This window comes from Hymenobacter piscis (assembly GCF_018760735.1).
In the GTDB taxonomy this organism is placed as follows: domain Bacteria; phylum Bacteroidota; class Bacteroidia; order Cytophagales; family Hymenobacteraceae; genus Hymenobacter; species Hymenobacter piscis.
Genome location: NZ_JAHHZN010000012.1, coordinates 37,983 through 59,227 on the forward strand (window position 1 = coordinate 37,983; position 21,245 = coordinate 59,227).

Annotated in this window: 20 protein-coding genes; 8 read left to right on the forward strand and 12 right to left on the reverse strand. The window is 65.6% G+C overall.

Annotation, left to right across the window (positions count from 1 at the left end; genetic code table 11):
• The first annotated feature begins 69 nt into the window (after nt 1-69).
• A complete protein-coding gene (locus KLP40_RS13475) occupies nt 70-3,351 on the forward strand; it encodes a T9SS type A sorting domain-containing protein (protein ID WP_215594332.1) in 3,282 nt (1,093 codons plus the stop codon).
• A gap of 131 nt (nt 3,352-3,482) precedes the next feature.
• On the opposite strand, the gene KLP40_RS13480 is transcribed toward KLP40_RS13475, so the two are convergent.
• The gene (locus KLP40_RS13480; protein ID WP_215594333.1) at nt 3,483-5,660 is read right to left on the reverse strand and encodes an alpha-ketoacid dehydrogenase subunit alpha/beta; all 2,178 of its coding nucleotides are present in this window, start codon (nt 5,658-5,660) and stop codon (nt 3,483-3,485) included.
• A 174-nt stretch (nt 5,661-5,834) separates the two neighbouring features.
• On the opposite strand from KLP40_RS13480, the gene KLP40_RS13485 reads away from it, so the two are divergent.
• Nucleotides 5,835-6,380 (forward strand): GNAT family N-acetyltransferase, encoded by a 546-nt coding sequence (locus tag KLP40_RS13485; RefSeq protein WP_215594334.1) that lies wholly within the window; start codon nt 5,835-5,837, stop codon nt 6,378-6,380.
• Between the two features lie 204 nt (nt 6,381-6,584).
• Here KLP40_RS13485 and KLP40_RS13490 read toward each other — a convergent pair whose 3' ends face one another.
• Nucleotides 6,585-7,721 carry an MBL fold metallo-hydrolase gene (locus KLP40_RS13490; RefSeq protein ID WP_215594335.1) on the reverse strand — a complete coding sequence of 379 codons (1,137 nt, stop codon included), beginning with the start codon at nt 7,719-7,721 and terminating at the stop codon, nt 6,585-6,587.
• A 232-nt stretch (nt 7,722-7,953) separates the two neighbouring features.
• Nucleotides 7,954-8,982 carry an MBL fold metallo-hydrolase gene (locus KLP40_RS13495; protein WP_215594336.1) on the reverse strand — a complete coding sequence of 343 codons (1,029 nt, stop codon included), beginning with the start codon at nt 8,980-8,982 and terminating at the stop codon, nt 7,954-7,956.
• A 269-nt stretch (nt 8,983-9,251) separates the two neighbouring features.
• Here KLP40_RS13495 and hemF point away from each other — a divergent pair, with 269 nt between their 5' ends.
• A complete protein-coding gene (gene hemF / locus KLP40_RS13500) occupies nt 9,252-10,241 on the forward strand; it encodes an oxygen-dependent coproporphyrinogen oxidase (protein ID WP_215594337.1) in 990 nt (329 codons plus the stop codon).
• Nucleotides 10,234-10,824: a phosphatase PAP2 family protein gene (locus KLP40_RS13505; protein ID WP_215594339.1), complete on the forward strand. Its 591-nt coding sequence runs from the start codon at nt 10,234-10,236 to the stop codon at nt 10,822-10,824. The genes hemF and KLP40_RS13505 overlap by 8 nt, the downstream gene beginning before the upstream one ends.
• A gap of 91 nt (nt 10,825-10,915) precedes the next feature.
• On the opposite strand, the gene KLP40_RS13510 is transcribed toward KLP40_RS13505, so the two are convergent.
• Both KLP40_RS13510 and KLP40_RS13515 read right to left on the reverse strand, forming a co-directional pair.
• Nucleotides 10,916-11,116, reverse strand: a complete 201-nt coding sequence (locus KLP40_RS13510) for a hypothetical protein (RefSeq protein WP_215594341.1) — start codon at nt 11,114-11,116, stop codon at nt 10,916-10,918.
• A 63-nt stretch (nt 11,117-11,179) separates the two neighbouring features.
• Complete coding sequence (locus KLP40_RS13515; RefSeq protein WP_215594342.1) at nt 11,180-11,761, reverse strand: hypothetical protein; 582 nt, start codon at nt 11,759-11,761, stop codon at nt 11,180-11,182.
• 107 nt (nt 11,762-11,868) lie between these two features.
• Between KLP40_RS13515 and KLP40_RS13520 the strand changes: the two genes are divergently transcribed.
• Nucleotides 11,869-12,453 carry a flavodoxin family protein gene (locus KLP40_RS13520; RefSeq protein WP_215594343.1) on the forward strand — a complete coding sequence of 195 codons (585 nt, stop codon included), beginning with the start codon at nt 11,869-11,871 and terminating at the stop codon, nt 12,451-12,453.
• Here the strand turns inward: KLP40_RS13520 and KLP40_RS13525 are convergent.
• From KLP40_RS13525 to KLP40_RS13540, 5 genes are all read right to left on the reverse strand, one after another.
• Nucleotides 12,437-13,486: a serine hydrolase domain-containing protein gene (locus KLP40_RS13525; protein ID WP_215594344.1), complete on the reverse strand. Its 1,050-nt coding sequence runs from the start codon at nt 13,484-13,486 to the stop codon at nt 12,437-12,439. The two genes, KLP40_RS13520 and KLP40_RS13525, sit on opposite strands and share 17 nt — an antisense overlap.
• Before the next feature lie 78 nt (nt 13,487-13,564).
• Nucleotides 13,565-14,155 carry a riboflavin synthase gene (locus KLP40_RS13530; RefSeq protein WP_215594345.1) on the reverse strand — a complete coding sequence of 197 codons (591 nt, stop codon included), beginning with the start codon at nt 14,153-14,155 and terminating at the stop codon, nt 13,565-13,567.
• A 109-nt stretch (nt 14,156-14,264) separates the two neighbouring features.
• A complete protein-coding gene (locus KLP40_RS21430) occupies nt 14,265-14,426 on the reverse strand; it encodes a GxxExxY protein (protein ID WP_317196774.1) in 162 nt (53 codons plus the stop codon).
• Nucleotides 14,398-14,652 carry a GxxExxY protein gene (locus KLP40_RS21435; protein ID WP_317196775.1) on the reverse strand — a complete coding sequence of 85 codons (255 nt, stop codon included), beginning with the start codon at nt 14,650-14,652 and terminating at the stop codon, nt 14,398-14,400. Before KLP40_RS21435 ends, KLP40_RS21430 begins: the two co-directional genes overlap by 29 nt.
• Before the next feature lie 121 nt (nt 14,653-14,773).
• Nucleotides 14,774-16,192, reverse strand: a complete 1,419-nt coding sequence (locus KLP40_RS13540; protein WP_246558839.1) for a sugar transferase — start codon at nt 16,190-16,192, stop codon at nt 14,774-14,776.
• Nucleotides 16,193-16,399: 207 nt separating this feature from the next.
• Between KLP40_RS13540 and KLP40_RS13545 the strand changes: the two genes are divergently transcribed.
• The 3 genes from KLP40_RS13545 to KLP40_RS13555 all read left to right on the forward strand — a co-directional run bounded on the left by KLP40_RS13545 (nt 16,400) and on the right by KLP40_RS13555 (nt 18,970).
• Complete coding sequence (locus tag KLP40_RS13545; protein WP_215594346.1) at nt 16,400-17,059, forward strand: protein-L-isoaspartate(D-aspartate) O-methyltransferase; 660 nt, start codon at nt 16,400-16,402, stop codon at nt 17,057-17,059.
• Between the two features lie 205 nt (nt 17,060-17,264).
• Nucleotides 17,265-17,819 (forward strand): acyl-CoA thioesterase, encoded by a 555-nt coding sequence (locus KLP40_RS13550; RefSeq protein ID WP_215594347.1) that lies wholly within the window; start codon nt 17,265-17,267, stop codon nt 17,817-17,819.
• 284 nt (nt 17,820-18,103) lie between these two features.
• On the forward strand, nt 18,104-18,970 hold the full coding sequence (locus KLP40_RS13555) for a hypothetical protein (RefSeq protein ID WP_215594348.1): 867 nt from the start codon (nt 18,104-18,106) through the stop codon (nt 18,968-18,970).
• Between the two features lie 146 nt (nt 18,971-19,116).
• Here the strand turns inward: KLP40_RS13555 and KLP40_RS13560 are convergent, their stop codons facing one another.
• Nucleotides 19,117-20,283 carry a TlpA disulfide reductase family protein gene (locus KLP40_RS13560; protein WP_215594349.1) on the reverse strand — a complete coding sequence of 389 codons (1,167 nt, stop codon included), beginning with the start codon at nt 20,281-20,283 and terminating at the stop codon, nt 19,117-19,119.
• 280 nt (nt 20,284-20,563) lie between these two features.
• On the reverse strand, nt 20,564-21,079 hold the full coding sequence (locus tag KLP40_RS13565) for a peroxiredoxin family protein (RefSeq protein WP_215594350.1): 516 nt from the start codon (nt 21,077-21,079) through the stop codon (nt 20,564-20,566).
• Nucleotides 21,080-21,245 lie beyond the last annotated feature (166 nt).

Here is a 21,245-nt window from a genome sequence, read left to right on the forward strand (position 1 = left end):
CCGATTTGGGAATACTGCTTCCGGCAGTTCCTTGTCCACCCGCGTCCTCTCCACCTTACCCCTTACAATATGCTTACATTTTTACGCCTGCTGGCGGCGGGCTTCCTGTGCCTGCCCGTTAGTCTGGCCCGGGCCGAAGGCTCCCGGGAACTCACCCCCAACACCGCTGGCACCCCTACCAACCTGACCTCCACGGCAAACACCCGGGCCGGCTACCTGACCCACGATTTCAATAACATTGTAAGCGGCCAGTACCAGTCGCAGGGGTTTTTGAAGCCCAGTTCCTGGAGCGGCGGTTCGAGCCGGCCCTTCAGCACCGATTACCGGCTGCTGGTGCGCCTGAAGGCAGGCGAAACCCTCTTCTACGGCGTACACCGGATGGCCAGCGAAGTAGGTAGCGGCAACCAGAACAACCTCATTCTCACGCTCAAGTACGACAACAACGGCACGGAAACCCCGGCGGCCACCAGCACGCTCAACTACAGCACGGCCACTGGCAACACCCGCCGCTCCTTGCTGGCCGCCGGCCCCGGCGTTATCGACGATGCCGCCCAGGTGCAGGCCGGGCCGCGCATTGCGGGCACGGCGTCGGCCACCACCGGCTATAACCCGCTGACCTACACCAACACCACCGGCACCGACCGGGACTTCTGGGTGGAGTTCACCCAGCAGGGCGAGGCCACCATGAGCCAGACCCAGAAGGTATCCCAGTACGACCTCTGGGACTTCACGGTGCGCACCACCGCCGACGCCTCGGGCCAGGAGGTGAAGGGGCGCCTGCGCAGCAAGTTCTGGTCGTTCACTACCGGCGCCTTCGGCAACCGCCTGTCGGCCACCTTCAGCCTCTACCCGCTGGTGGAAAGCGTGCGGCAGCCCGGCCGCTACTACGTGAAGGCCGTGGAACTGGCCGGCATGAACCCCTACGCCTTCTACTTCGTGACCAATGCCAACGGCACCAGTCGCACCGGCACCTTCGCGGACGCACGCAAAAGCCAGACCAGCGAGCAAACTTACCCCCAGTACGATAACTTCGTGAACGACCCTGACCCGGCCATCTGGCCCAGCGCCCCGCTGCCCGTATTCAGCCGTACCGTACAGCCGTTCTGCAACCCGATTACCGGCCGCGGGGCCGCCGCTTTCACCACTATCAGCGAGGAAGCCGGCTCCACTTCCGTCCTCATCGACATTAATAACAACGGCGTGCAGGATGGCGACGACGTGGTGATTGAGCAAACGGTAAATGCCAACGTGCCGGCCACCGTGTACTGGAACGGACTCGATAACGCGGGCCGGGCCGTGGCCGCCGGCACTACCCTGCGCCTGACCTTCGTCAGCAACGGGGCTCCGGTTAACTTCCCGCTCTTCGACGTGGAAGGCAACACCGATGGCCTGCGGGTGCAGAACGTGCGGCCTTCCCAGGGCAATAACCGCTTCTTCGACCGCCTCTACTGGGACGACCGCAACCTGCCCACCAACCGTTTCTCCGCCACGCCCGCCGCGCCCGATTCCCGCAATTACCGCCCCGACGGCGTTGTTTCCGAGCTGGGCGTCCACCGCTGGACGGGGGCCAACACGAACCAGGGCGGCGACAACTACACGCTTAATACCTGGACCTACGGCTTTATTTCGGCCGCCGCCGAGCAGGTGTACACCTTCGATTTCAACTGTGACTTCGATAACGACGGTATTGCCGACAAGGACGATATCGACGACGATAATGATGGTATCCTTGACGAAACCGAAATGTTCGGACTCAACCCCCAGACGCAAACAGCCGGCGGCGTACCCGCCAGCAACGGCAACGGCGTGCTCGTGTACCTGGATGCGGCCTACGTGCATCCGGTACTCGGAGCCTTCCGTGACCTGAACGCCGATGGCATCAATGACCTTTTTGACCTCGACCTCGACGGCCTGCCCAACAGCTTTGACCTGGACGCTGACGGCGACGGCCTGCCCGATGCCTTCGAGGCCAACAACCACGTCAATCCCACGTGGCGGCGTAATATCAATAACCCTAACCCGAGCGAATACAACCCTAGCCTGAGCAAGTTCGTGGGTGTGGTGGGCACCAATGGCTTGCCCAATGCCGTGGAAGACCGTTCCGGCAATGGCAACACCGAAACGAACAGCAGCCGCTACGCCCTCTCCGACAACGACAACGACCTGCGGACGGCCGGCTCCCAAACGGTGCGCAACTACAACTTTCTCGACGTCGATTCCGATAATGACGGCATCACGGACGAGGTAGAGGCCCAGACGACGGCCAGTTACACTACCCGGAAAGGGCAGGCCAACTTCAGCACCGATGCCAACAACAATGGCCTGCGCGACACCTACGACCCGGGCGCGGGCGGCACGGCCATGGGCAGCCCGGTTAACTCCGGCGGCTCCGCCCTGCCGGATATGTTCGATGCCGACTCCGATGGCGACAATGCCAGCCATACCGGCCAGCCGGCCTACCAGCAGATAAGCGACTGGACTGAAGGCTTCGATACGGATAACGATGGCGCCATTAGCCAGGAAATGCAAAGCAAAGCCAATGCTTTTGCCCTGGCAAACCCCGCCAAAGCCAACTATTACGAGTTGGCGGCCAACGGCGCAACTACCCCGCCGGCCTTTCTGCTGGACAGCGACGAGGACGGCACCCCGAACTTTGCCGACCCGGACAGCCCCTATTATCACGACGACAACTTTAACGGCCTGGTGGACCTGCACGACCCAGCGTTTGGCGGTCAGCCTTCCCTGCTGCCAATGAATGCCAGCAATACCGAAGCCCTGTTCCGGTCGGTGGCGGCCCCGTTGCCCGTAACGCTGGTAGATTTCCGGGCCCAGGCCAGCGGCCGCGACGCCCTGCTCACCTGGAATACGGCTCAGGAAGTCAATAACGCCGGCTTCGGGATAGAGCGCTCCTCCAACGGGATAACGTTTGAAACCGTGGCCACCCTCCCCGGCCGCGGCACCAGCGCCCAGCCCACCAACTACCGCTACCTCGACCGCCAGGCCGGCGCCCGGGCCGGAATCCGCTACTACCGCCTGCGCCAGAACGATACCGATGGCCAGTTCACTTATTCCGGCATCCGGACGGTGGCCTTCGACGGCCCGCCTCAATCGGGCATGATCCGGTTGTACCCCAACCCCACGCCGGGCGCCGCCACCCTCGACCTCACGCTGCTGCCGGCCGGCCCCTATCAGGTCACTATCCTGGCTGCCGACGGTCGAATTGTCGCCGAACTGACGGCCACCGGCGGCACGCTGAATCCGCTCCGGACCCAGGCGCTGGCGAAGGGGTTCTATCTAGTGCGCCTCAGCGGCCCCGATGGGCATCAAACCGTGAAACTGGTGAAGGAATAAGTGCGCCACCGTTTGCCACGCCACAAAAAAGGCCTTCCGTACGGAAGGCCTTTTTTGTGGCGTAGTCAGTGTTCGTGAGCAGGGACGCGAACGAGTGCTGGCCGACAATTGAGCCGGGAGCCGGCGGGGCGTTAGTACCCGAGCAGCTCGCCGAGGGCGGTGGCTACCTTATCGGGGTTGGGCAGCATCTGCTTTTCCAGCTCCACGTTGAGGGCAATGGCGGGCAGGTTGGCGGCGCCGAGGGTAAACACGGGCGCATCGAGCTGCTGGAAGCAGTGGCGCTGGATGCGGCCGGCCAGGCTCTCGGCGAAGGAGTTCATGAGCGGCTCCTCGGTGAGCACCAGGGCCTTGCCGTGACGGCGCACCGCGGCCTGCACGGCGGCCCAGTCGAGGGGGTTGAGGGTGCGCAAATCCAGGATTTCGACCTGGCCGGGGAACTGCCGGCTGGCCGTGCGGGCCCAGTGTACGCCCATGCCGTAGGTGATGACCACACAGGTTTCGCCGTTAGCCAGCTTCCGGGCGTCGGCCTCCTGAAAAACGTTGGCTTTGCCCAGCGGAATGACGTAGCCGGCGGCGGGCTCGGTGGTTTTGGCGTCCTCGGTGCCGGGCACCTTGCTCCAGTACAGGCCCTTGTGTTCGAGCAGCACCACGGGGTTGGGGTCGAGGAAGGCGGCGCGCAGCAGGCCCTTCATGTCGGCCGCGTTGCTGGGGTACACCACCTTGATGCCCCGGATGGTGAGCAGGGTGCTTTCGATGGAGCCCGAATGGTAGGGCCCGCCCCCGCCGTAAGCCCCGATGGGCACCCGGATCAGGCTCTGAACCGGGAACTGCCCGTTGCTCAGGTAGCAGGATTTGCTGAGCTCCTCCACCAGCTGGTTGAGGCCGGGCCAGATGTAGTCGGCAAACTGAATTTCGACGATGGGCTTGGCCCCCACGGCGCTCATGCCGGCCGTGCTGCCGATGATGTAGGCCTCCTGAATGGGCGTGTTAAAGACGCGGGTGTCGCCGTACTTTTTGGCCAGCAAAGCGGCCTCGCGGAACACCCCGCCCAGCTCCCCGCCTACGTCCTGGCCGTAGAACAGGGCCTCGGGAAACTCGCGCAGAATGTCGTCGACGGCGTGCAGGGCCGCGTCCACCATCAGGGCCTTATCGGCGCCGGCGGGGGTTCGCTCGCCGGTTTCCTCGGTCACGGCCGGGGGCGCGAATTCGTGGTCCTGGAAGGTGGCCGGGTCGGGATTGGGGGCGGCCAGGGCGCGCTCGTAGTCAGCCAGCACGGTGGCGCGGGCCTGGTCGGCCAGCTCCTGGAGCTCGGCTTCGGCGAAGCCCAGGCTCAGCAGCTGCTCATGGAAGCGGGGCAGCGGGTCCTGCTGGGCATGCTGGGCGAGGTCGTCGCCGCGGTACCACTCGCGGCGCACGCCGCTGGTGTGGTGGCCCAGCAGGGGGCATTTAGCGTGCACCAGCACCGGCCCGCGGCGGGCGCGCACGTAGTCGGCGGCCTCCTGCATGGTTGCGTAGCTGGCCAGGAAATCGGCCCCGTCGGTTTGCAGGCGGTGCAGGCCCTTGAAGCCGGCGGCAAACTCGTAGGCGTTCATGGTGCGCATCTCCCGGCCGGTGGCCGAAATGCCCCAGTCGTTGTCCTGGACCAGGTAAATAATGGGCAGCTGGTGCAGCACGGCCATCTGCAGGGCCTCGCTCACCTCCCCTTCGGTCATGGCCCCGTCGCCAATCGAACACAGCACGAGAGGTGACGCCTGCGGCGAATTAACAATTAACAAGGAAGAATCAAGAATTGAATCGTTCGATTTTTCCGATGTATCTGCTTCAGCTCCGTTCTCAGAATTCTTAATTGATTCCAGGTACTTGAGGCCCTGGGCGACGCCGGTGGCGGGAATGGCCTGCATGCCGGTAGCCGAGCTCTGGTGCGGAATGGTGGGCAACCCGGCCCGGCGCAGCGAGGGGTGGGAGTAGTAGGTGCGCCCGCCCGAAAAGGGGTCGTCGCGCTTGGCCATGAGCTGAAGCATGAGCTCGTAGGGCGTCAGGCCGATGCCCAGCAGCAGGGAGTCGTCGCGGTAGTAGGGCGCGGCGTAGTCCTGGGGCATGAGGCAGGCGGCGGCGGCCAATTGGATGGCCTCGTGGCCCCGGGCCGTGGCGTGCACGTATTTGGCCGTTACGGCCTTATTGTCTTCGTAGAGGCGGGCCAGCTCATCGCCGGTGCGCAGCAGGCGGTAAGCGCGGCGCAGGATCTCGGAACTGGGGTGAACGGTGGTGGAGAAGTCGGTTTGCGGGGCGGGCGCGGTTTCGGGGGTCATGGGCGGGGGTTGGGTGCTGGGGCGAAGTTACGAAAGGTGAAATGGTGAGATAGTGAAATGGTGAGTTTGATGTTTCGGCGGCCCAACTTGCGCCGGGCTTGCCCGTTTGCCAGCCGCGCAAGCCACGCCTACAGAACGCCAACTCACTATTTCACCACCTCACCATTTTCCCTCATGCTTCGCTTTGCCCCCGCCACGGCCGCCGACGTGCCCGCCCTCAACCGCCTCGTGAACCGCGCCTACCGGGGCGAAGCCTCGGAGCAGGGCTGGACCACCGAATCGGGCCTGCTGGCCGGGCAGCGCACCGACGAGGCCGATCTGCTGGAGCAGCTCGGCCGGCCCGGCGCCACCTTCCTGCTGGCCCGCCGCGCGGCGGATGAAGAGCTGGTGGGCAGCGTGTTTCTGCAGGTGCAGGGGCCGGAGCTGTACCTGGGCATGCTCTCCGTGGAGCCCACCCTCCAGGCCGGCGGCATCGGCCGGCGGCTGGTGCAGGCCGCCGAGGACTACGCCCGCGCCCAAGGCTGCGCGGCCGTGCGCATGACCGTCATTTCCGTCCGCCACGAGCTGCTGGTCTGGTATGAGCGCCTGGGCTACCAGCGCACCCCCGAAACCGTGGCCTTCCCCACCGACACCCGCTTCGGCACCCCCCGCCACCCCGAGCCGCTGGTGCTGCAGGTGCTGCGGAAGACGGTGAAGCAGAAAAACAGCACGTCATTCTGAGCGAAGGCGCAGCCGAAGTCGAAGAATCTCGCGTGTCAAAGTAATTCTTTTATAAGAAGTTACCATTGCACGCGAGATTCTTCTACTTCGGCTGCGCCTTCGCTCAGAATGACGTGCTAATCACTCACTCACTCACTCACTCACTCACTCACTCACTCACTCACTCACTCACTCACTCACTCACTCACTCACTCACTCACTCACTCACTCACTCACCGCTTCCCACCACCGGGTCTGGGGAAGCGGGCCGGCGCCGAGGGTCACGGGCTGGCCCAGCTCGGGGGTGGTGAGGGTCTGGCCGAGGCGGGCCGCCGCCGCCGAGGCGCGTTGCACGGAGCCGTTCCAGGGGTGGTTGGCCTCCGTGAAGGCGCCCCAGTGCACGGGCAGCATCACCCGGGCCCGCACGTCGAGGGAGGCCTGCACGCTCTGTTCGGGCAGCATGTGGATGTCGGCCCAGTGGGGGTCGTACTGGCCGCATTCCATCAGGGCCAGGTCGAAGGGGCCGTGGCGGCGGCCGATGGCGGCGAAGTGCGGGCCGTAGCCCCCGTCGCCGCTGTAGAACACGCGCTGGCCGGGCGCTTTCACCACCCAGGAGCTCCAGGACGTGGCGTTACGGTTGGTGAGCCCCCGGCCCGAAAAGTGCCGGGCCGGGGTGCTGAGGATGGTCAGATTCCCCACCTGCACCGAGTCGTGCCAGTCGAGCTGCCGGATGCGGGCGGTGTCCACGCCCCAGGCCCGCAGGTGGGCCGCCACGCCCAGGGGCACGCAGAACAGGCCCGTTTTGCCCTTGAGCTTGGTGATGGTTTCGTAGTCGAGGTGGTCGTAGTGGTCGTGGGAAATGAGCACCGCGTCGATGGGTGGCAGCTGCTCGGTGCGAATGGGCACGCGGGGATTGTAGCGGTTGGGCGTCAGCCACGAAACCGGCCCCATCTCCTGGCTCAGCATGGGGTCAATCAGAATCATGTGCCCCCCGATTTCGAGCAGGCTGGCCGAGTGCCCGAACCAGGTTACGCGCAGCAGCCCGGGCGACTGACCGACGAGGCTGAGCGAATCGAGCAAACGCATGGGCAGCGGGCCGGGCGGGTTCTTGCCGGGCGTTTTCTTGAACAGAAACTCCCACATCACCGTGGCCAAGCTGCTGCCGGTCATCAGCTCGGTCGGAATCAGGTTCCGGAACTCCCCGTCCACGTAGCGGCCGGTGCGGGCAAAGCGGGCCTTTTCGGCCGCGGTGGGCTTGCCCCCGAACTGCGGACTCAGCCCCGCAAACGCCGCCCCAGCCAGCAGCAAGATGACGACAAGACCCAGAAGCGTCCGGAAAACAGTGCGACGAGTGTGTTTCATGCAATTAAATGCTGTAGAGACGCGTATTCGCGTCTCGTCGTTGAACGGTTTCGTTGTAACGTTATCATCTGGTATCGGGGCAGCGTCGTCCATTGTTTCGAAACGACGGCATAGATACCGGGGCCGCGTCGTCGCTCTATCGGTACAACGTCATCGTTCAACGATGAGACGCGAATACGCGTCTCTACATCGGTCAGGCATCGAATGGCGTGGCGCGAATCCAGGGCTCCGGTCAGTCAAACGCCCACCACGCCTCCCGCAGCACCGGCTGGCCCAGGGTGTAGGGCTCCCCGATGCGGGGCACCGTGACGGGCTGCCCGGCCGCGTCGGCGGCCGCGAGCAGGCGCTGGATGGGCTCGTTCCAGGGGTGGTAGGCCAGCGTGAATTTGGCCCAGTGCACCGGCAGCAGCAGGGCGGCACCCAGGTCCCGGGCGGCCTGCAGGGTTTCCTCGGGCAGGGTGTGGATGGCGTGCCAGTGCAGGTTGTACTGGCCGTTTTCGAGCAGGGCCAGATCGAAGGGCCCGTACTGCTCCCCGATGGCGGCAAAGTGGGGGCCGTAGCCACTGTCGCCACCCAGAAACAGGCGCGCGCCGGGCAGCTCCAGCACGTAGGAGGCCCACAGCGTCTGGCGCTGGGCCAGGCGGCCCGACATGTGCTGGGCGGGCGTAGCCGTGAGCTGCACGTCCGGGGCCAGCTCCGCCGACTCGTGCCAGTTGAGCTCCGTCAGCAGCTCGGGGTCGAAATGCCAGGCCCGCAGGTGGGCGCCCACGCCCAGGGGCATCACCACGCGCTTCACTTTCCCGCGCAGCTCCAGTATGGTAGCGTAGTCGAGGTGGTCGTAGTGGTCGTGGGTGAGCACCAGCACGTCGATGGGCGGCAGGTCGGCCACCCCGTAGGCATCGGCGCCGGGGTAGGCTTTCACGGCGAAGGCGAAAGGCGAGGCGGCCCCGCTGAAGACGGGGTCAACCAGAATATTCAATCCGGCGGCCCGGATCAGATACGAGGAGTGCCCGAACCAGACAATGGTGGGCGCGGCCGGGGCCGGGGCCCGCAAATCGGTGCGGACGGTGGGCACGGGCCGGGAGGGCGTCACGGTGGCGGGCTTGCGCAGGAAGTCGAGCAGCATCCGGCCCATGGGCGCCTCCGAGGGGCTGAAGCGGACGCCCCCCGGGTTCTCGAAGCGCCCGTCGGCGTAGTTGGGCAGGGTGGCAAAGCGCCGTTGCGTATCGCGCGAAGGGGCCGCGCCGAAAGTTTTGAGCATGAGCAGGAGCGAAAGCGAAGGTGCCCATAACAGGACGAATCCCGGCGGGTTTTACTTTAATGGATGGGGAACAGCACGTCATTCGCAGCACGTCATTCCGAGCTTGCCGAGGAATCTCGCGTGCTGACGTTGGATTACTTGGGTTTACCATTGCAACGTCAGCACGCAAGATTCCTCGGCAAGCTCGGAATGACGTGCTGCCGGGCCGGTTTGTACTTCCGGCGTTCGGCTTACCCCGAAACCCACCGCTGTTTTTTACCTTTGCCCCGATGTCTGTTCTGCCCGCTCCCGCCGCCGCCCCGTTTCCCGCCCCGCGTACCCAGCCCCGTTTCCGCGACACCGTGGAGGACTGGATGCGCCAGTTTCAGGACTGGCTCTGCGCCGAGCTGGAGGCCACCGACGGCTCCGGCCGCTTCCGCGAGGATGCCTGGCAGCACCACGGCGGCGGCGGGGGCCGCAGCCGGGTACTCACCGAGGGCACCATTATCGAGAAGGGCGGGGTGAACTTTTCGGGCGTCACGGGCCAGATGAGCGAGGCCGCGGCCCGGGTCCTGCTCATGCCCGACCCGAACTACTTCGCCACCGGCGTGAGCGTGGTGCAGCACCCGCGCAGCCCCTGGGTGCCCATTTCGCACATGAACGTGCGCTACTTCGAGGCCGGCAACGGGGAAGCCTGGTTCGGCGGCGGCCTCGACCTGACCCCGATTTACGTGGACGAAACCCAGGCCCGCTGGTTTCACGAGCAGATTGCCCAGGTCTGTGAGCAGCACCACCCCGACTACTACCCGCGCTTTAAGCAGTGGGCCGACGAATACTTCTTCATCCCCCACCGCCAAGAAACCCGGGGGGTGGGCGGCATCTTCTTCGACCGGCTTATTGTGGGCAAAGAGGCCGACGCCGGGAGCCTGTTCGCCTTCGTGCGGGCCGTGGCCGAGGTGTACGGGCGCACCTACTGCGCCCTGATGCGCCACAACGCCGCCCGCCCCTACTCCGCCGCCCAGAAGCAGTGGCAGCTGGTGCGCCGCGGCCGCTACGCCGAGTTCAACCTGGCCATCGACCGGGGCACCCGCTTCGGCCTCGAAACCGGGGGGCGCACCGAGAGCATCCTCATGAGCCTGCCGCCCCAGTGCGAATGGCACTACAACCAGCCCCCCGCCCCCGGCTCGGAAGAAGCCGCCACCCAGCAGTGGCTGCGTCCCGGCATCGACTGGCTGGGGCAGACGGTGGCGCCCACTGCTGAGCCCGCAGCCGGTGGTTGAGCAGCTCCAGGCCCTGGACCGCTGGCTGCTGGTGGCGGCCAACGCCCACCGCACCCCCACCCTGGATACGTGGATGGTGTTTTTCACGGAGCGCTTCGGGTGGTTTCCGGCCTACTTCGTTCTTCTGGTGGTGCTGGCCTACTATTATGGGCGGCGGGCCCGGCTGCTGCTGCCCCTGCTGCTGCTGAGCGTAGGCTTGGCCGACGTTGTGTCGAGCCGCTTCTTCAAGCCCTACTTCGCCCGCCTGCGCCCCTGCCACGACCCCGACCTCTCGGCCACCCTCAACCTGGCCAACGGCTGCGGCGGGCAGTTCGGATTTATTTCTTCCCACGCCGCCAACGCCTTTGCCCTGGCCGTATTCATGGCCCTGGTGCTGCCCCGGCGCTTCCGGGTGGCCAAGGCCCTGTTCTTCGGCTGGGCCGCCGTCGTCAGCTACAGCCGCATCTACCTGGCTGCCCACTACACTTCCGACGTAGTGGCCGGGGCCCTGCTGGGCACGCTTACGGCCTGGGCCTGCGCCACCGCCTACGAGCGGCTGGCCGCCCGCTGGTGGCCGGCCGGGCAGGAGGCACTTTCCCCCTGACGCTGCGCCAGCTCCCGGCTAACTCATCAAGCACTTAAAAGCCCGCTGTTCCGATTGGTACGGCGGGCTTTTTAAGTGTATTCTCCGGCCTCTACCCGGCCGGCTCGCGGTTGCCGGTGTGGCCGTCGCCCTCGTCGCCGTGGCCGGGTTTGCTGGTGGTGCGGGCGTTGTGGCGGTCGTCCTGGGACAGGGACCGGTTCAGGTCGACGGACTCCTTGATTTTGCCGTCTTCGTCGCGGCGGATGTAGCGCTTATCGCCCTCGTTGGGCTCGATTAATTCGCGTTTCGACATAATTCTATAGCAGTTGGTACCCGATTTCTTACGCGCCGGGCCGCATTCCGGTTCCGGGGCCGCTTAGTCGTGGGCCGGCAGCAGGGCCCGCAGCGCGGCGGCCTCCGCCTCCAGGGCCTCCATCCGTACCCGTAGCAGCTGGTAGCGGGCTGCCGCCGCGGGCCCCAGGGCCTCCCGGGTTTGCTGCTCCCGGGCCGCCAGCCACCGCCGCCGCCGGGCCGCCCCCGCCGATGTATCGGTAAGGGCCGGCGCAGTGGCCTGCAAGCCGGGCAGGGCCTGCTCCCAGCGCCGGGCCAGGGCCAGGGCCGCCGTCAGGCGGGCCAGTTGACGGCGGTGGCGGGCGGCCTGATGCTGGCACCCATCCAGGCGGGCCAGCACGGGCGCGGCTTCGGGCCAGCCCGGAAAAACCGCGCCCGGGCCGGCCGGCGCAACCGTAGCGGGGGGCTCCGGCTCAGCCGGCAACAGGCGGGCCAGCTCGTTGAGGCGCAGCAGCACCGGACTGCTGAGGCTGCGGCGGCCGGCTTCGATATGCTTTACCAGCTCGGGACTAACGCCCAGAAACGCCGCCAGCTCCCACTGAGGCAGCCCGAAATACCGGCGCACCTGGGCCGGCAGGGTGTTGGAACGAATAGCTGAACGCGGCATAGCGGAGAATCTGTACCTTATGAAAACTTATTACTCCGATAAGGTACAAGATTGTACCCTATTTTTTCCATCCTGCCGGATAGGGTACAGCTTTTTTCTCCGATACCATGCCGCTCACTGCTCCCCGCCGCTTCCTCTTCCTGCTGGGCAGCACCCGCCGCGCCGGCAACAGCGAGCTGCTGGCCCGGCACGCGGCCTGGCAGCTGCCCCCCGACACGGAGCAGCAATGGCTGTTTCTGGCTGATTTCGACCTGCCGCCCTTCGTGGACCGGCGCCACGATGCACCCTACCCCACCCCCACCGGCCCCGAACAGATTCTGCTCGAAGCCACCCTGTGGGCCACCGACCTCGTGCTGGTCACGCCCCTGTACTGGTACACCCTCTCGGGGCCGGCCAAACGCTACCTCGATTACTGGAGCGCCTGGCTGCGCACGCCCGGCCTGGAGTTCCGGGCCCGCATGCGGGGCAAAACCTGTTGGGCCGTAGTGGCCAGCAGTGGCAGCGCCGAAGAAGCCCGGCCCCTGCGCGAAACATTGCAACTCAGCGCCGCCTACCTGCACCTGCCCTGGGGCGGCTACCTGCTCGGCAACGGCTCCCGTCCCGGCGACGTGCTCCGGGATACGGCGGCCCTGCGGGCGGCGGAAAGCTTCTTTGCGGCCGAGGCTCACCGCCCGCTTACCGGAGGGCGTTGAACACGGCATCCCCGATTTTTTCCAGGTCGCCGGTGTCGGTGTTGCAGAGCAGGATGACGGCGGTGGTGAAATCGGGCGTAGTAAGCAGCAGGGAGTTGAAGCCCTCGATGCTGCCGCGGCGCTCCAGCACCGGGCGGGAAAACGTGTGGTCGTTGAAGTAAAAGCCGATGGTGGGGCGGCCGCGGGCGTAGTCGATAAAGTCGGGCTGCTGAGGGCGGATTACCAGCCGCCGCATGGTCCGGGGCCGGAGCAGACGGTGCCCGTGCAGGGCCTGCACCAGGCGGGCCAGGTCGGCCACGGTGGAATACACGGCCCCCGCCCCCGCGTAATTCGTAAGCTCCCGCGTATCGGCCAGCAAAGGCTCCTGGCCGGTGCCCTCCCCGAAGCTGTAGTTGTGGTAGCCGTAAGCCAGGTTCGGAACCGCGCCGCGGCCGGTGAGCACGCCCGTGTTGCGCAGGCCCAGCGGCGCGAGAAGGCCTTCCCGCAGCAGCTCCGCGTACGGCCGGCCGCCCACCACCTCCAGCACCCGGGTCAGCAGGATGTAATCGACGTTGTTGTAGTGGAAACCGGGCGCCTTTGCGGCCGCCTTCCGCCGCACGTAAGTGCGCACGAACTCCGCCGTAGAGAGCCGGGCGGCGTAGGCCCGGCCGGGCTCGTTTTGCAGGCCCGCGTAGTGGGTCAGCAGCTCCCGCAGCGTAATGTTCCGGCAGTCGGGCGGCAGGTCGGGCAGGTAGGCCGAGGCCTTGTCCGTGAGCTGCAGCCGGCCCTGCTCCTGGAATTGCAGCACCAGCAGGGCCGTCAGCGTCTTGGTCAGGGAGGCGATGGGGAAGCGGGTGCTGTCGGTGATGGGCACCGCTCCCGGCCGGTCGGCCAGGCCGTGGGCCGCGCGGGCCACCACCCGGCCCTGCTGCACCACCAGGGCCGCCCCGCTGAACCGCCCGGCCGCCGCCTCCGCCGCCAGGATGGTTTCCACCGGCTGCTGGGCAGCAGCGGGCCGGGGCAGCAGCAGTAAAACCAGAAACAGATAGCGCATAGGGCGCTGAAAGTACGACAGGCGTTTGAGTTTCGCTTGGTACTTGCGCCTCCGCTGGCGGGCGCGGGCAACGCGCCCCTACTTGCCCAGCAGCTTGGCCACGTACTTGCCCACGATGTCGAACTCCAGGTTCACCCGGTCGCCGGGGCGCAGGTCCTGGAAGGTGGTGTGCGCGTAGGTGTAGGGGATGATGGCCACGGAGAAGCCGTCGTCGGTGCTGTTGAAGCAGGTGAGGCTGGTGCCGTTGATGCAGATGGAGCCCTTTTCCACCGTCACGCGCCCGGGACCGGCTTCGTGGCGGAAGCGGTAGAGCCAGCTGCCGTGCTGGTCCTCCACGGCTTCGCAGGTGGCCGTCAGGTCCACGTGGCCCTGCACGATGTGGCCGTCGAAGCGGCCGTTGGCCGCGAGGCAGCGCTCCAGGTTCACGCGGCGGCCGGGCGCCCATTGGCTCAGATTGGTTTTTTGCAGGGTCTCGTCGATGGCCGTGACGACGTGGGTGCCGGCCAGGCCGTCGACGGCTACCACCGTCAGGCACACGCCGTCGTGGGCCACGCTCTGGTCGATTTTCAGCTCCTGGGCAAAGCCCGACTGCACGGTGAAGTGAAGGTTGGTTTCGTCGCGGCGCACCGCCGTAATGGTGCCGAGGGTTTCAATGATGCCGGTAAACATGAATCACAGATGTTGCAGATGACACAGATGCCACAGATTCGTTCTGGTAGCGGATTTGTTCTGGTTGGGTTTGATTCGTTCTGGTGGCAGATTCGTGCTGGTGGGTGGTTTAGGTTGGGCGAGGAGAACCGACGAAACGGTTGTAGGTTAGACGAGGGGCACTGAAATTCAGAAGCTGGGCGACTTCAAGTTGGTAGGCATTGAGGTAATCTAGTACCTGCGCATGATGGGCCGGGATGCTGTCACTCAGCGCTTTCGGCTCTGCCAGCACAACCTTCTCCCCCCAGAAAATCGACGCGGCGGCTACCAACCTGCTCGTTCCGGTAGAACAACGGCAACTCCAGTTCCCGCTCAAAAGCCAGCCCGCTCTCCCGCAGTTCAATCGCCAGACACCGCTGGGACACCACTGCGGGAAACCCCGGTCCTAACTGCGTATGCACCCGCATAGCGCCCCCAACAACCTCCCTCGTCAATTCCTGATGCTTATACTCTCCCATCTTCAAAGCCTGTAATCATCCCTGTTTCACCGAAATCAATGCATTAGAAATCCCCCAGCAGAACGCATCACCCCGCCAGAACAAATCTGTGACATCGGCGTCATCGGCAACATCTGTGATTTTATTTGCCCCGCCCCTCAATGATGATCTTGAGCGTGTAGAGCAGCACCCGGAAGTCCATGGCCAGGCTCATGTTTTCGATGTAAAGGATGTCGAATTTGAGGCGTTCGACCATCTGGGGGACGGTTTCGGCGTAGCCGTATTTCACCTGGCCGAGGCTGGTGAGGCCGGGGCGCACGCGGTGCAGGTGGCGGTAATGGGGCGCGAGCCGCACAATCTGGTCGATGAAGAACTGCCGCTCCGGGCGGGGCCCGACGATGCTCATATCGCCCCGGATGACGTTCCAGAACTGGGGCAGCTCGTCGAGGCGGACGCGCCGCATAAAGCGGCCCCAGGAGGTGATGCGCGGGTCGTGGTCGGATGAGAGGGCCGGCCCCTGCTGCTCGGCCTCGACGACCATGGAGCGAAACTTATAGATGCGAAACGGCACCCCGTGCCGCCCGATGCGCTCCTGGGAGTAAAATACCGGCCCCGGCGAGGAGAGCTTCACCATGATGGCCGTGAAGGCATACACCGGCCAGGCCAGCAGCAGGAACAGCACGGAGGCCACCACATCGAGCAGGCGCTTGAGCACCTTCTGCCAGAGCGGCAGCAGGTCCTGCTTGATTTCGATCAGGGGCGTGCCGAACACGTGGCTCACCTTCACCGAGCCCAGCAGCATCTGGTAGAGGTCGGGCAGGATGCTCACGCGGGCGGTGGTTCCTTCCAGCAGGGTCAGGATTTCCTCAATCACGCGGTGCTCGCTCGACTCAATGGCGATAATGATCTGCTCGATGTTGAGCGCCTCCACCAGGGCCGGCAACTGCTGGTAGGAGCCCCGGTCGGGCAGCTCGGCGGCCAGCTGTTCGTCGGCGGGGGTGTGGCCCAGGGGCGTGAAGCCCACCAGCCGCAGGCCCAGGTGGCGGCCGGTGCGGCGCAGCTCCTGAAACGTGTCGCGGGCCAGCACCCCCGAGCCCACCAGCAGCGTGTTAAAGCTGATGACGCCCCCGCGCACCAGCCGCTGCACGCTGCTTACAGCCCAGAGCCGCAGCACGGCCGAGATGGTAAAGTGCAGCAGGAAGTAGGCCGAAATGGTTTTGTAGTAGCTGCGGTAGTTCTGCACGCCCTGGTCGTCGAGCAGCAGCACGAAGAAAATGATGACGCCCCCCAGCACCGACACCTGGCCCAGGCGAATCACCCCGGCCAGGCGGGACTTGCGCAGAATGTCGTGGTACTCGCCCAGCAGGGCGTAGAGGCCGGTCCAGAAGGTGGCAATCATCAGCGCCGCCCCGGCCACGAAGGGGGCATCCGTGGCCAGGTCGTAACCGGGGCTGATTTCGCGCAGCAGGTACTTGCGCAGCAGAAAAAAACATCCCCACGCCAGCAGGGCCGCCCCGAAGTCGGCGGCTATCAGCTTCAGTTTTTGGAGAGTACGAATCAAGAGCGGGAGAGCTAAGCAGGCCAGCCGGGCCGCCGGAATGATTTTTCGGGGCTGAAGCCGTAGTTTTACGCCTCAGTTGTTGCCCGGCCCCAGCGACCGGGGCCATTTTGGGGAGCTGGGCAAAGGTAGGAATTAGCCGCTATCCGGGCGCCCCGGCGCCGCTCCCCCCGCCGTTCTGCTTACTGTTCGCCTCCTTTCCTTGCTCTCATGCACGCTGATACCTATCGTCATCGGGGAATGCGCCGCGCCTTGGTGGAAGAGCTGCGCCGCAAAGGCATCCGCGACGAGCGGGTGCTGGCGGCCGTGGGTGCGGTGCCCCGCCACCAGTTCTTCGCCTCGGCCTTCCAGCCCCACGCCTACCACGACAAAGCCTTTCCCATCGGCGAGGGCCAGACGATTTCCCAGCCTTACACGGTGGCCTACCAGACCGAGCTGCTCGGCATCCGGCCCCAGGACCGGGTGCTGGAAATCGGGACGGGCTCGGGCTACCAGTGCTGCGTGCTGCTCGAGCTTACGGCCCAGGTCTTTAGCATCGAGTACAACCCGGTCCTGTTCGAGCGCACCGCCCGCCGCCTGACCACCATGCAGCGCCCGGCCCAGCTGTTCTGCGGCGACGGCTCCCTGGGCCTGCCCCAGCACGCGCCCTTCGACAAGATTCTGGTGACGGCCGGCGCGCCCACCCTGCCCCGGCCCCTGCTGCGCCAGCTGCGGGTGGGCGGGGCCCTGGTCATCCCCGTGGGCGACGAAACCAGCCAGCGTATGGTGCGCGTGGTGCGTGAGAGCGAGGACGAGTTTTCCCGTCAGGACCTGGAAGAGTTCCGCTTCGTGCCCCTGCTGGGCAAAGCCGGATGGGGCAGTGGTGAATGAGTGAAGTGGTGAATGAGTGAACGGTTCGGTCATCCTGAGCGGAGCGAAGGACCTCATCACGTTGGAACGAGCCGTTGATGGGGCCGTGCTCACGTGACAAGGTCCTTCGCTCCGCTCAGGATGACCGAATGGTTCACTCATTCACCACCTCACTCATTCACCGCCTACCTTTGCACTTTCTTCGCTGATTTCAACAACCCCGATAATGCTGCGCAAACAGAAGCCCGTGAAAGACTCGTTCGTTCGGATGACCGAGCTGGTGCTGCCCAACGACACGAACACGCTCAACAACCTGATGGGCGGCCGCATGATGCACCTGATGGACGTGGCCGCCGCCATTTCGGCCCAGCGCCACTCCAACCGCATCGTGGTGACGGCCTCGGTCGATAACGTCTCGTTCCGGGAGGGCATCAAGCTCGGCAGCGTGGTGACGCTCGAAGCCCAGGTGACGCGCTCGTTCAGCTCCAGCATGGAAGTGCACATCGACGTGTGGGCCGAGGACATCCCCAGCGGCACCAAGGTAAAATCCAACGAAGCCTTCTTCACCTTCGTGGCCGTAGACCAGTCGGGCCGCCCGATTGACGTGCCGGACGCCACCCCCGAAACGCCCGAGGAAGTAGCCCTCTACGACGGAGCCCTGCGCCGCCGCCAGCTGCGCCTGGTGCTGGGCGGGCGCATGGCTCCCCAGGATGCCACCGAGCTCAAAGCCCTCTTCGACCTGGTGGCCCAGGCCGCCGACGACGAGCCGGCCGGCTCTTAGGGATTAGGGATTAGGGATTAGGGATTAGGGATTAGGGATTAGGGATTAGGGAAAGAACGTCATTCCGAGCGAAGGCGAAGCCGTAGCCGAGGAATCTCGCGTGCTGAGGTTGCCAAAGTAATCCTGCTATTGGGTTACCATTGCACCGTCAGCACGCGAGATTCCTCGGTTCCGCTCGGAATGACGCTCTGGGGCCTGCTCCTGTTCACCGGGCCATTGCGCCGGTTAGGACCGCCGGAATGCAGGCCGTAAATTGCCGGTACGCTTTCTTTTTGCCGATTTGTATGGATAACGCCGCCACGCTCGCCTTCTTTCAGAACTTCTACACTGAAGCCTCCCTGTACGTGGTAGCCGAACCCGCCGGGACCGTTGAAGCAGTGGCCGCAGCCGTATCCCCAGCCAAAGCCCCGCCGGCACCCCTGCCTCCCGCCGCCCCGGCCGTAGCACCCGTCGCAGCCGCGGCCGTGCCTGCCCCGCCGCCGGTGGCGCCAACTCCGGCCCCCGTGGCGGTGCCACCGGCTGCACCCGCTCCAGTGGCGACTGCTCCGACAGTAGCTCCCGTAGTGCAGCCTCCGGCGGTATCTGCTCCGACTGCTGCTCCAGCAGCAACTCCGGCGGCCGCCCCTACTCCGGCAACTCCGGCGGAGCGGGCGGCCGTGACGCTGACGCTGGGCCAGTTGCCGGCCGCGCCCGCCGCGCCGCCCTCCCAGCCGGGCCGGGTGCAGCCCACGCCCACTCAGTCGCCGGTGGCGCACGTACCGTTTTCCACCCTGGGCAGCAACGCGGGTGGCCTCGTGGTGCTGGTGCGCGTCTCGCCCGACCAGTTCCGCAAGCTGCCCCGCAACGTGTTCCTCAACAACCTGCTCAAGGCCCTGCGCCTGATTGTGGAAGACGTGGTGCTGGTAAACGTGGAGCACCCCAGCTACCCGGTGGCTTTGTGCAGCCTGCGCCGGCACCTGACGGCCCGGCAGTTCCTGGCCTTCGGCAAAAACCTGCTCGACGTGGCCGTCTACACCACTCAGCCCTACGAGCCGGTGCTGCTCTACGGCGACACGGCCTTTCTTGGCGCCGGCGAAATCGAGATGCTCGAATACGACGCCGGCCGCAAAAAGAAGCTCTGGCAGGCCGTGCAGCGCATGTTTGGGGTGTAATTTGGAGGCTTGAGACTTAGAAAAAGCACGTCATCCTGAACGGAGTGAAGGACCTTATCCAGTTTGAACGAACCGTACTAACGAGTGTCGTTCAAACTGAATAAGGTCCTTCACTCCGCTCAGGATGACGTGCTTTTTCTAGGTCCCTACTTCAGCACCGAAGCCAGCTTGGCTTCCAGCTCGGCGCCGCGCAGGTTTTTGCCGATGATGCGGCCCTGGGGGTCGAGCAGAATGGAAGCGGGGATGGACTTGATGCCGTAGGTCTGGCCGGCGGCCGATTCCCAGCCTTTCAGGTCCGAAACGTGCTTCCAGGTGAGCTGGTCGGCCTCGATGGCCTTGAGCCACTTGCCCCGGTCCTGGTCGAAGCTCACGCCGTAGATTTCAAAGCCCGGGCCTTGGCCCTTGTACTTGTTGTAGGCGCGCACTACGTTGGGGTTTTCGCGGCGGCAGGGACCACACCAGCTGGCCCAGAAGTCGATGAGCACGTACTTGCCGCGCAGGCTGGTGAGGGCCAGCGGCTGCCCGGCCGGGGTGGCCAGGTTGATTTCGGGGGCCACGGAGCCCAGGGCGGTGGTGCGCAGCCCCTCCAGGCGGGTGACCAGGCTCTTGGTGTAGCGGGAGTTGGGCTGGCTGGCCTTGAGCTGGCTGGCCACGGAGTCGGCCAGGGCGAAATTCTCGTCGGGGTTGAGCACGTTGGCCACCACGAAGCCCGACACGATGGAGCCCGGGTTCTGCCGGATCAGGCGCAGCACCTGCCGCTGGCCCTGGCTCTGCAGGGCCTGGGCCTGGGCCTGAATGGCCTGCATGGAGTCGGTGCGGTTGGCCTGGGCGGCGGCGGCGTAGCGCTGCTCCAGGCGGGGCATCTGCTCCTGCAGCAGCTGCTGACTGGCCGTGAGTTGCTGATTGATGGTGCGCAGCAGCTCCGAGTCGGGGGAGCCCTGCACGGTGTAGGTGGCGGGCAGCTGCTGGGCGTCGGCGGCCAGCTCCAGGCGGGTGCCGTTGCCGAGCACCACCAGGGCCTGGTTCTGGTCGGTGGTTTTCACCTGGTAGAGGCCGGCCTCGGGCACGGAGCCGGTAAAGCGGAACTGGCCCTTGTCGTCTACGGTAGCTGTATCGCGCGATACGAACTGGGTTTCGCCCAGCTCGGCCAGGTACACTTTGGTGCCGGCCGGGGCATTTTGCAGCTGGCCCACCAGCTGGTAGCCGGCCCCGTCGGCGGAGGCCGCGCCGGTGGTGGGCGGGGTGTTTTTGTTGCAGGCGTTGGTCATGCCCAGCAGGGCACCAAAATAGAGCAGGCTCTTCATGTGGGTCATCAGTCGGGGAAGCAAACCGGCCCGCCGGGGGCCGGGGTGTGGGGCAAAGGACGAGGAAACGGGCCGCAAGTTGCCAAATTCGGCCGGATTTGTCAGCCCCCGCCCTAACCCCGCTCCCACCCGAACGGTTCCGCCGCCCCCCTACGGCCAGTAGTTGCCGCCAGGGCCGCCCCTGCTGCCGCGCCTGGGAGAAAGCCCGTCCTTCCGAGCCTGCTCAGAAGGGCCGCCCCGCTTATTTCGTGACAACGTTCCGCATCCCTACTCCCACAACCCAAGGCCCTCAGTCCAACGGGATATACGCCGCTATTTTCTGGCCCAGGTCGCGGCCGAACAGGTTGCGGGCCAGCTCCTGGCCGCGGGGGTCGAGCAGCACGGTAGCGGGGCGCGTCTCCACTTCGTAGGCCCGGGCCACCGGGTTGGTGGGGCGGTCCAGCACCTGGGGCCAGCGCAGCGAATCGGCCGCCGCGACCCGCGCCCAGTCGGCCCCGTGCGCATGCGCCCACACACTCACGATTTGCAGGCCCCGGCTATGGAACTGCTGGTGGAGCTTGCGCAGGTTGGCGTTTTCGGCCCGGCAGGGGGCGCAGTCGGCGGCCCGGAAATCGAGCAGCACGTAGCTGCCGCGCCAGCTGCGGAGCGTAAGCGAGTCGGCAGTGGCGGTGGGCAAGGTGAAATCCGGGGCCGGAGGCCGGGTAGCCTGGCGGTTGACCGTGGCGGCCCCGGGTTCGGCCGGGGCGCCCAGGCGCTGGCAGCCACCCAGCAGCAACACCAGAAATCCGAAACAGAAGCCGCGCATGGTAGTGAGTAGTGAGTAGTGAGTAGTGAGTAGTGAGTAGTGAGTAGTGAGTAGTGAGTAGTGAGTAGCATACGAGGTTTTCCGGTGATGGTGGCATTGGAAGCAGACCGCAACTTCCGCAACGACCGGTCCGCCGCCGGACCGGGGTGGGCCGCCGCAAAGCACA

Excerpts from the sequence above, each read along its gene's own strand:
- KLP40_RS13525 (WP_215594344.1), bottom strand. The coding sequence starts at position 13,486 with ATGCGCTATCTGTTTCTGGTTTTACTGCTGCTGCCCCGGCCCGCTGCT.
- KLP40_RS13520 (WP_215594343.1), top strand. The coding sequence starts at position 11,869 with ATGCCGCTCACTGCTCCCCGCCGCTTCCTCTTCCTGCTGGGCAGCACC.
- KLP40_RS13555 (WP_215594348.1), top strand. The coding sequence starts at position 18,104 with ATGGATAACGCCGCCACGCTCGCCTTCTTTCAGAACTTCTACACTGAA.
- KLP40_RS13495 (WP_215594336.1), bottom strand. The coding sequence starts at position 8,982 with ATGCTCAAAACTTTCGGCGCGGCCCCTTCGCGCGATACGCAACGGCGC.
- hemF (WP_215594337.1), top strand. The coding sequence starts at position 9,252 with ATGTCTGTTCTGCCCGCTCCCGCCGCCGCCCCGTTTCCCGCCCCGCGT.
- KLP40_RS13550 (WP_215594347.1), top strand. The coding sequence starts at position 17,265 with ATGCTGCGCAAACAGAAGCCCGTGAAAGACTCGTTCGTTCGGATGACC.
- KLP40_RS13490 (WP_215594335.1), bottom strand. The coding sequence starts at position 7,721 with ATGAAACACACTCGTCGCACTGTTTTCCGGACGCTTCTGGGTCTTGTC.
- KLP40_RS13545 (WP_215594346.1), top strand. The coding sequence starts at position 16,400 with ATGCACGCTGATACCTATCGTCATCGGGGAATGCGCCGCGCCTTGGTG.
- KLP40_RS13485 (WP_215594334.1), top strand. The coding sequence starts at position 5,835 with ATGCTTCGCTTTGCCCCCGCCACGGCCGCCGACGTGCCCGCCCTCAAC.
- KLP40_RS13560 (WP_215594349.1), bottom strand. The coding sequence starts at position 20,283 with ATGACCCACATGAAGAGCCTGCTCTATTTTGGTGCCCTGCTGGGCATG.
- KLP40_RS13530 (WP_215594345.1), bottom strand. The coding sequence starts at position 14,155 with ATGTTTACCGGCATCATTGAAACCCTCGGCACCATTACGGCGGTGCGC.
- KLP40_RS13565 (WP_215594350.1), bottom strand. The coding sequence starts at position 21,079 with ATGCGCGGCTTCTGTTTCGGATTTCTGGTGTTGCTGCTGGGTGGCTGC.
- KLP40_RS13480 (WP_215594333.1), bottom strand. The coding sequence starts at position 5,660 with ATGACCCCCGAAACCGCGCCCGCCCCGCAAACCGACTTCTCCACCACC.
- KLP40_RS13515 (WP_215594342.1), bottom strand. The coding sequence starts at position 11,761 with ATGCCGCGTTCAGCTATTCGTTCCAACACCCTGCCGGCCCAGGTGCGC.
- KLP40_RS21435 (WP_317196775.1), bottom strand. The coding sequence starts at position 14,652 with ATGGGAGAGTATAAGCATCAGGAATTGACGAGGGAGGTTGTTGGGGGC.
- KLP40_RS13510 (WP_215594341.1), bottom strand. The coding sequence starts at position 11,116 with ATGTCGAAACGCGAATTAATCGAGCCCAACGAGGGCGATAAGCGCTAC.
- KLP40_RS13475 (WP_215594332.1), top strand. The coding sequence starts at position 70 with ATGCTTACATTTTTACGCCTGCTGGCGGCGGGCTTCCTGTGCCTGCCC.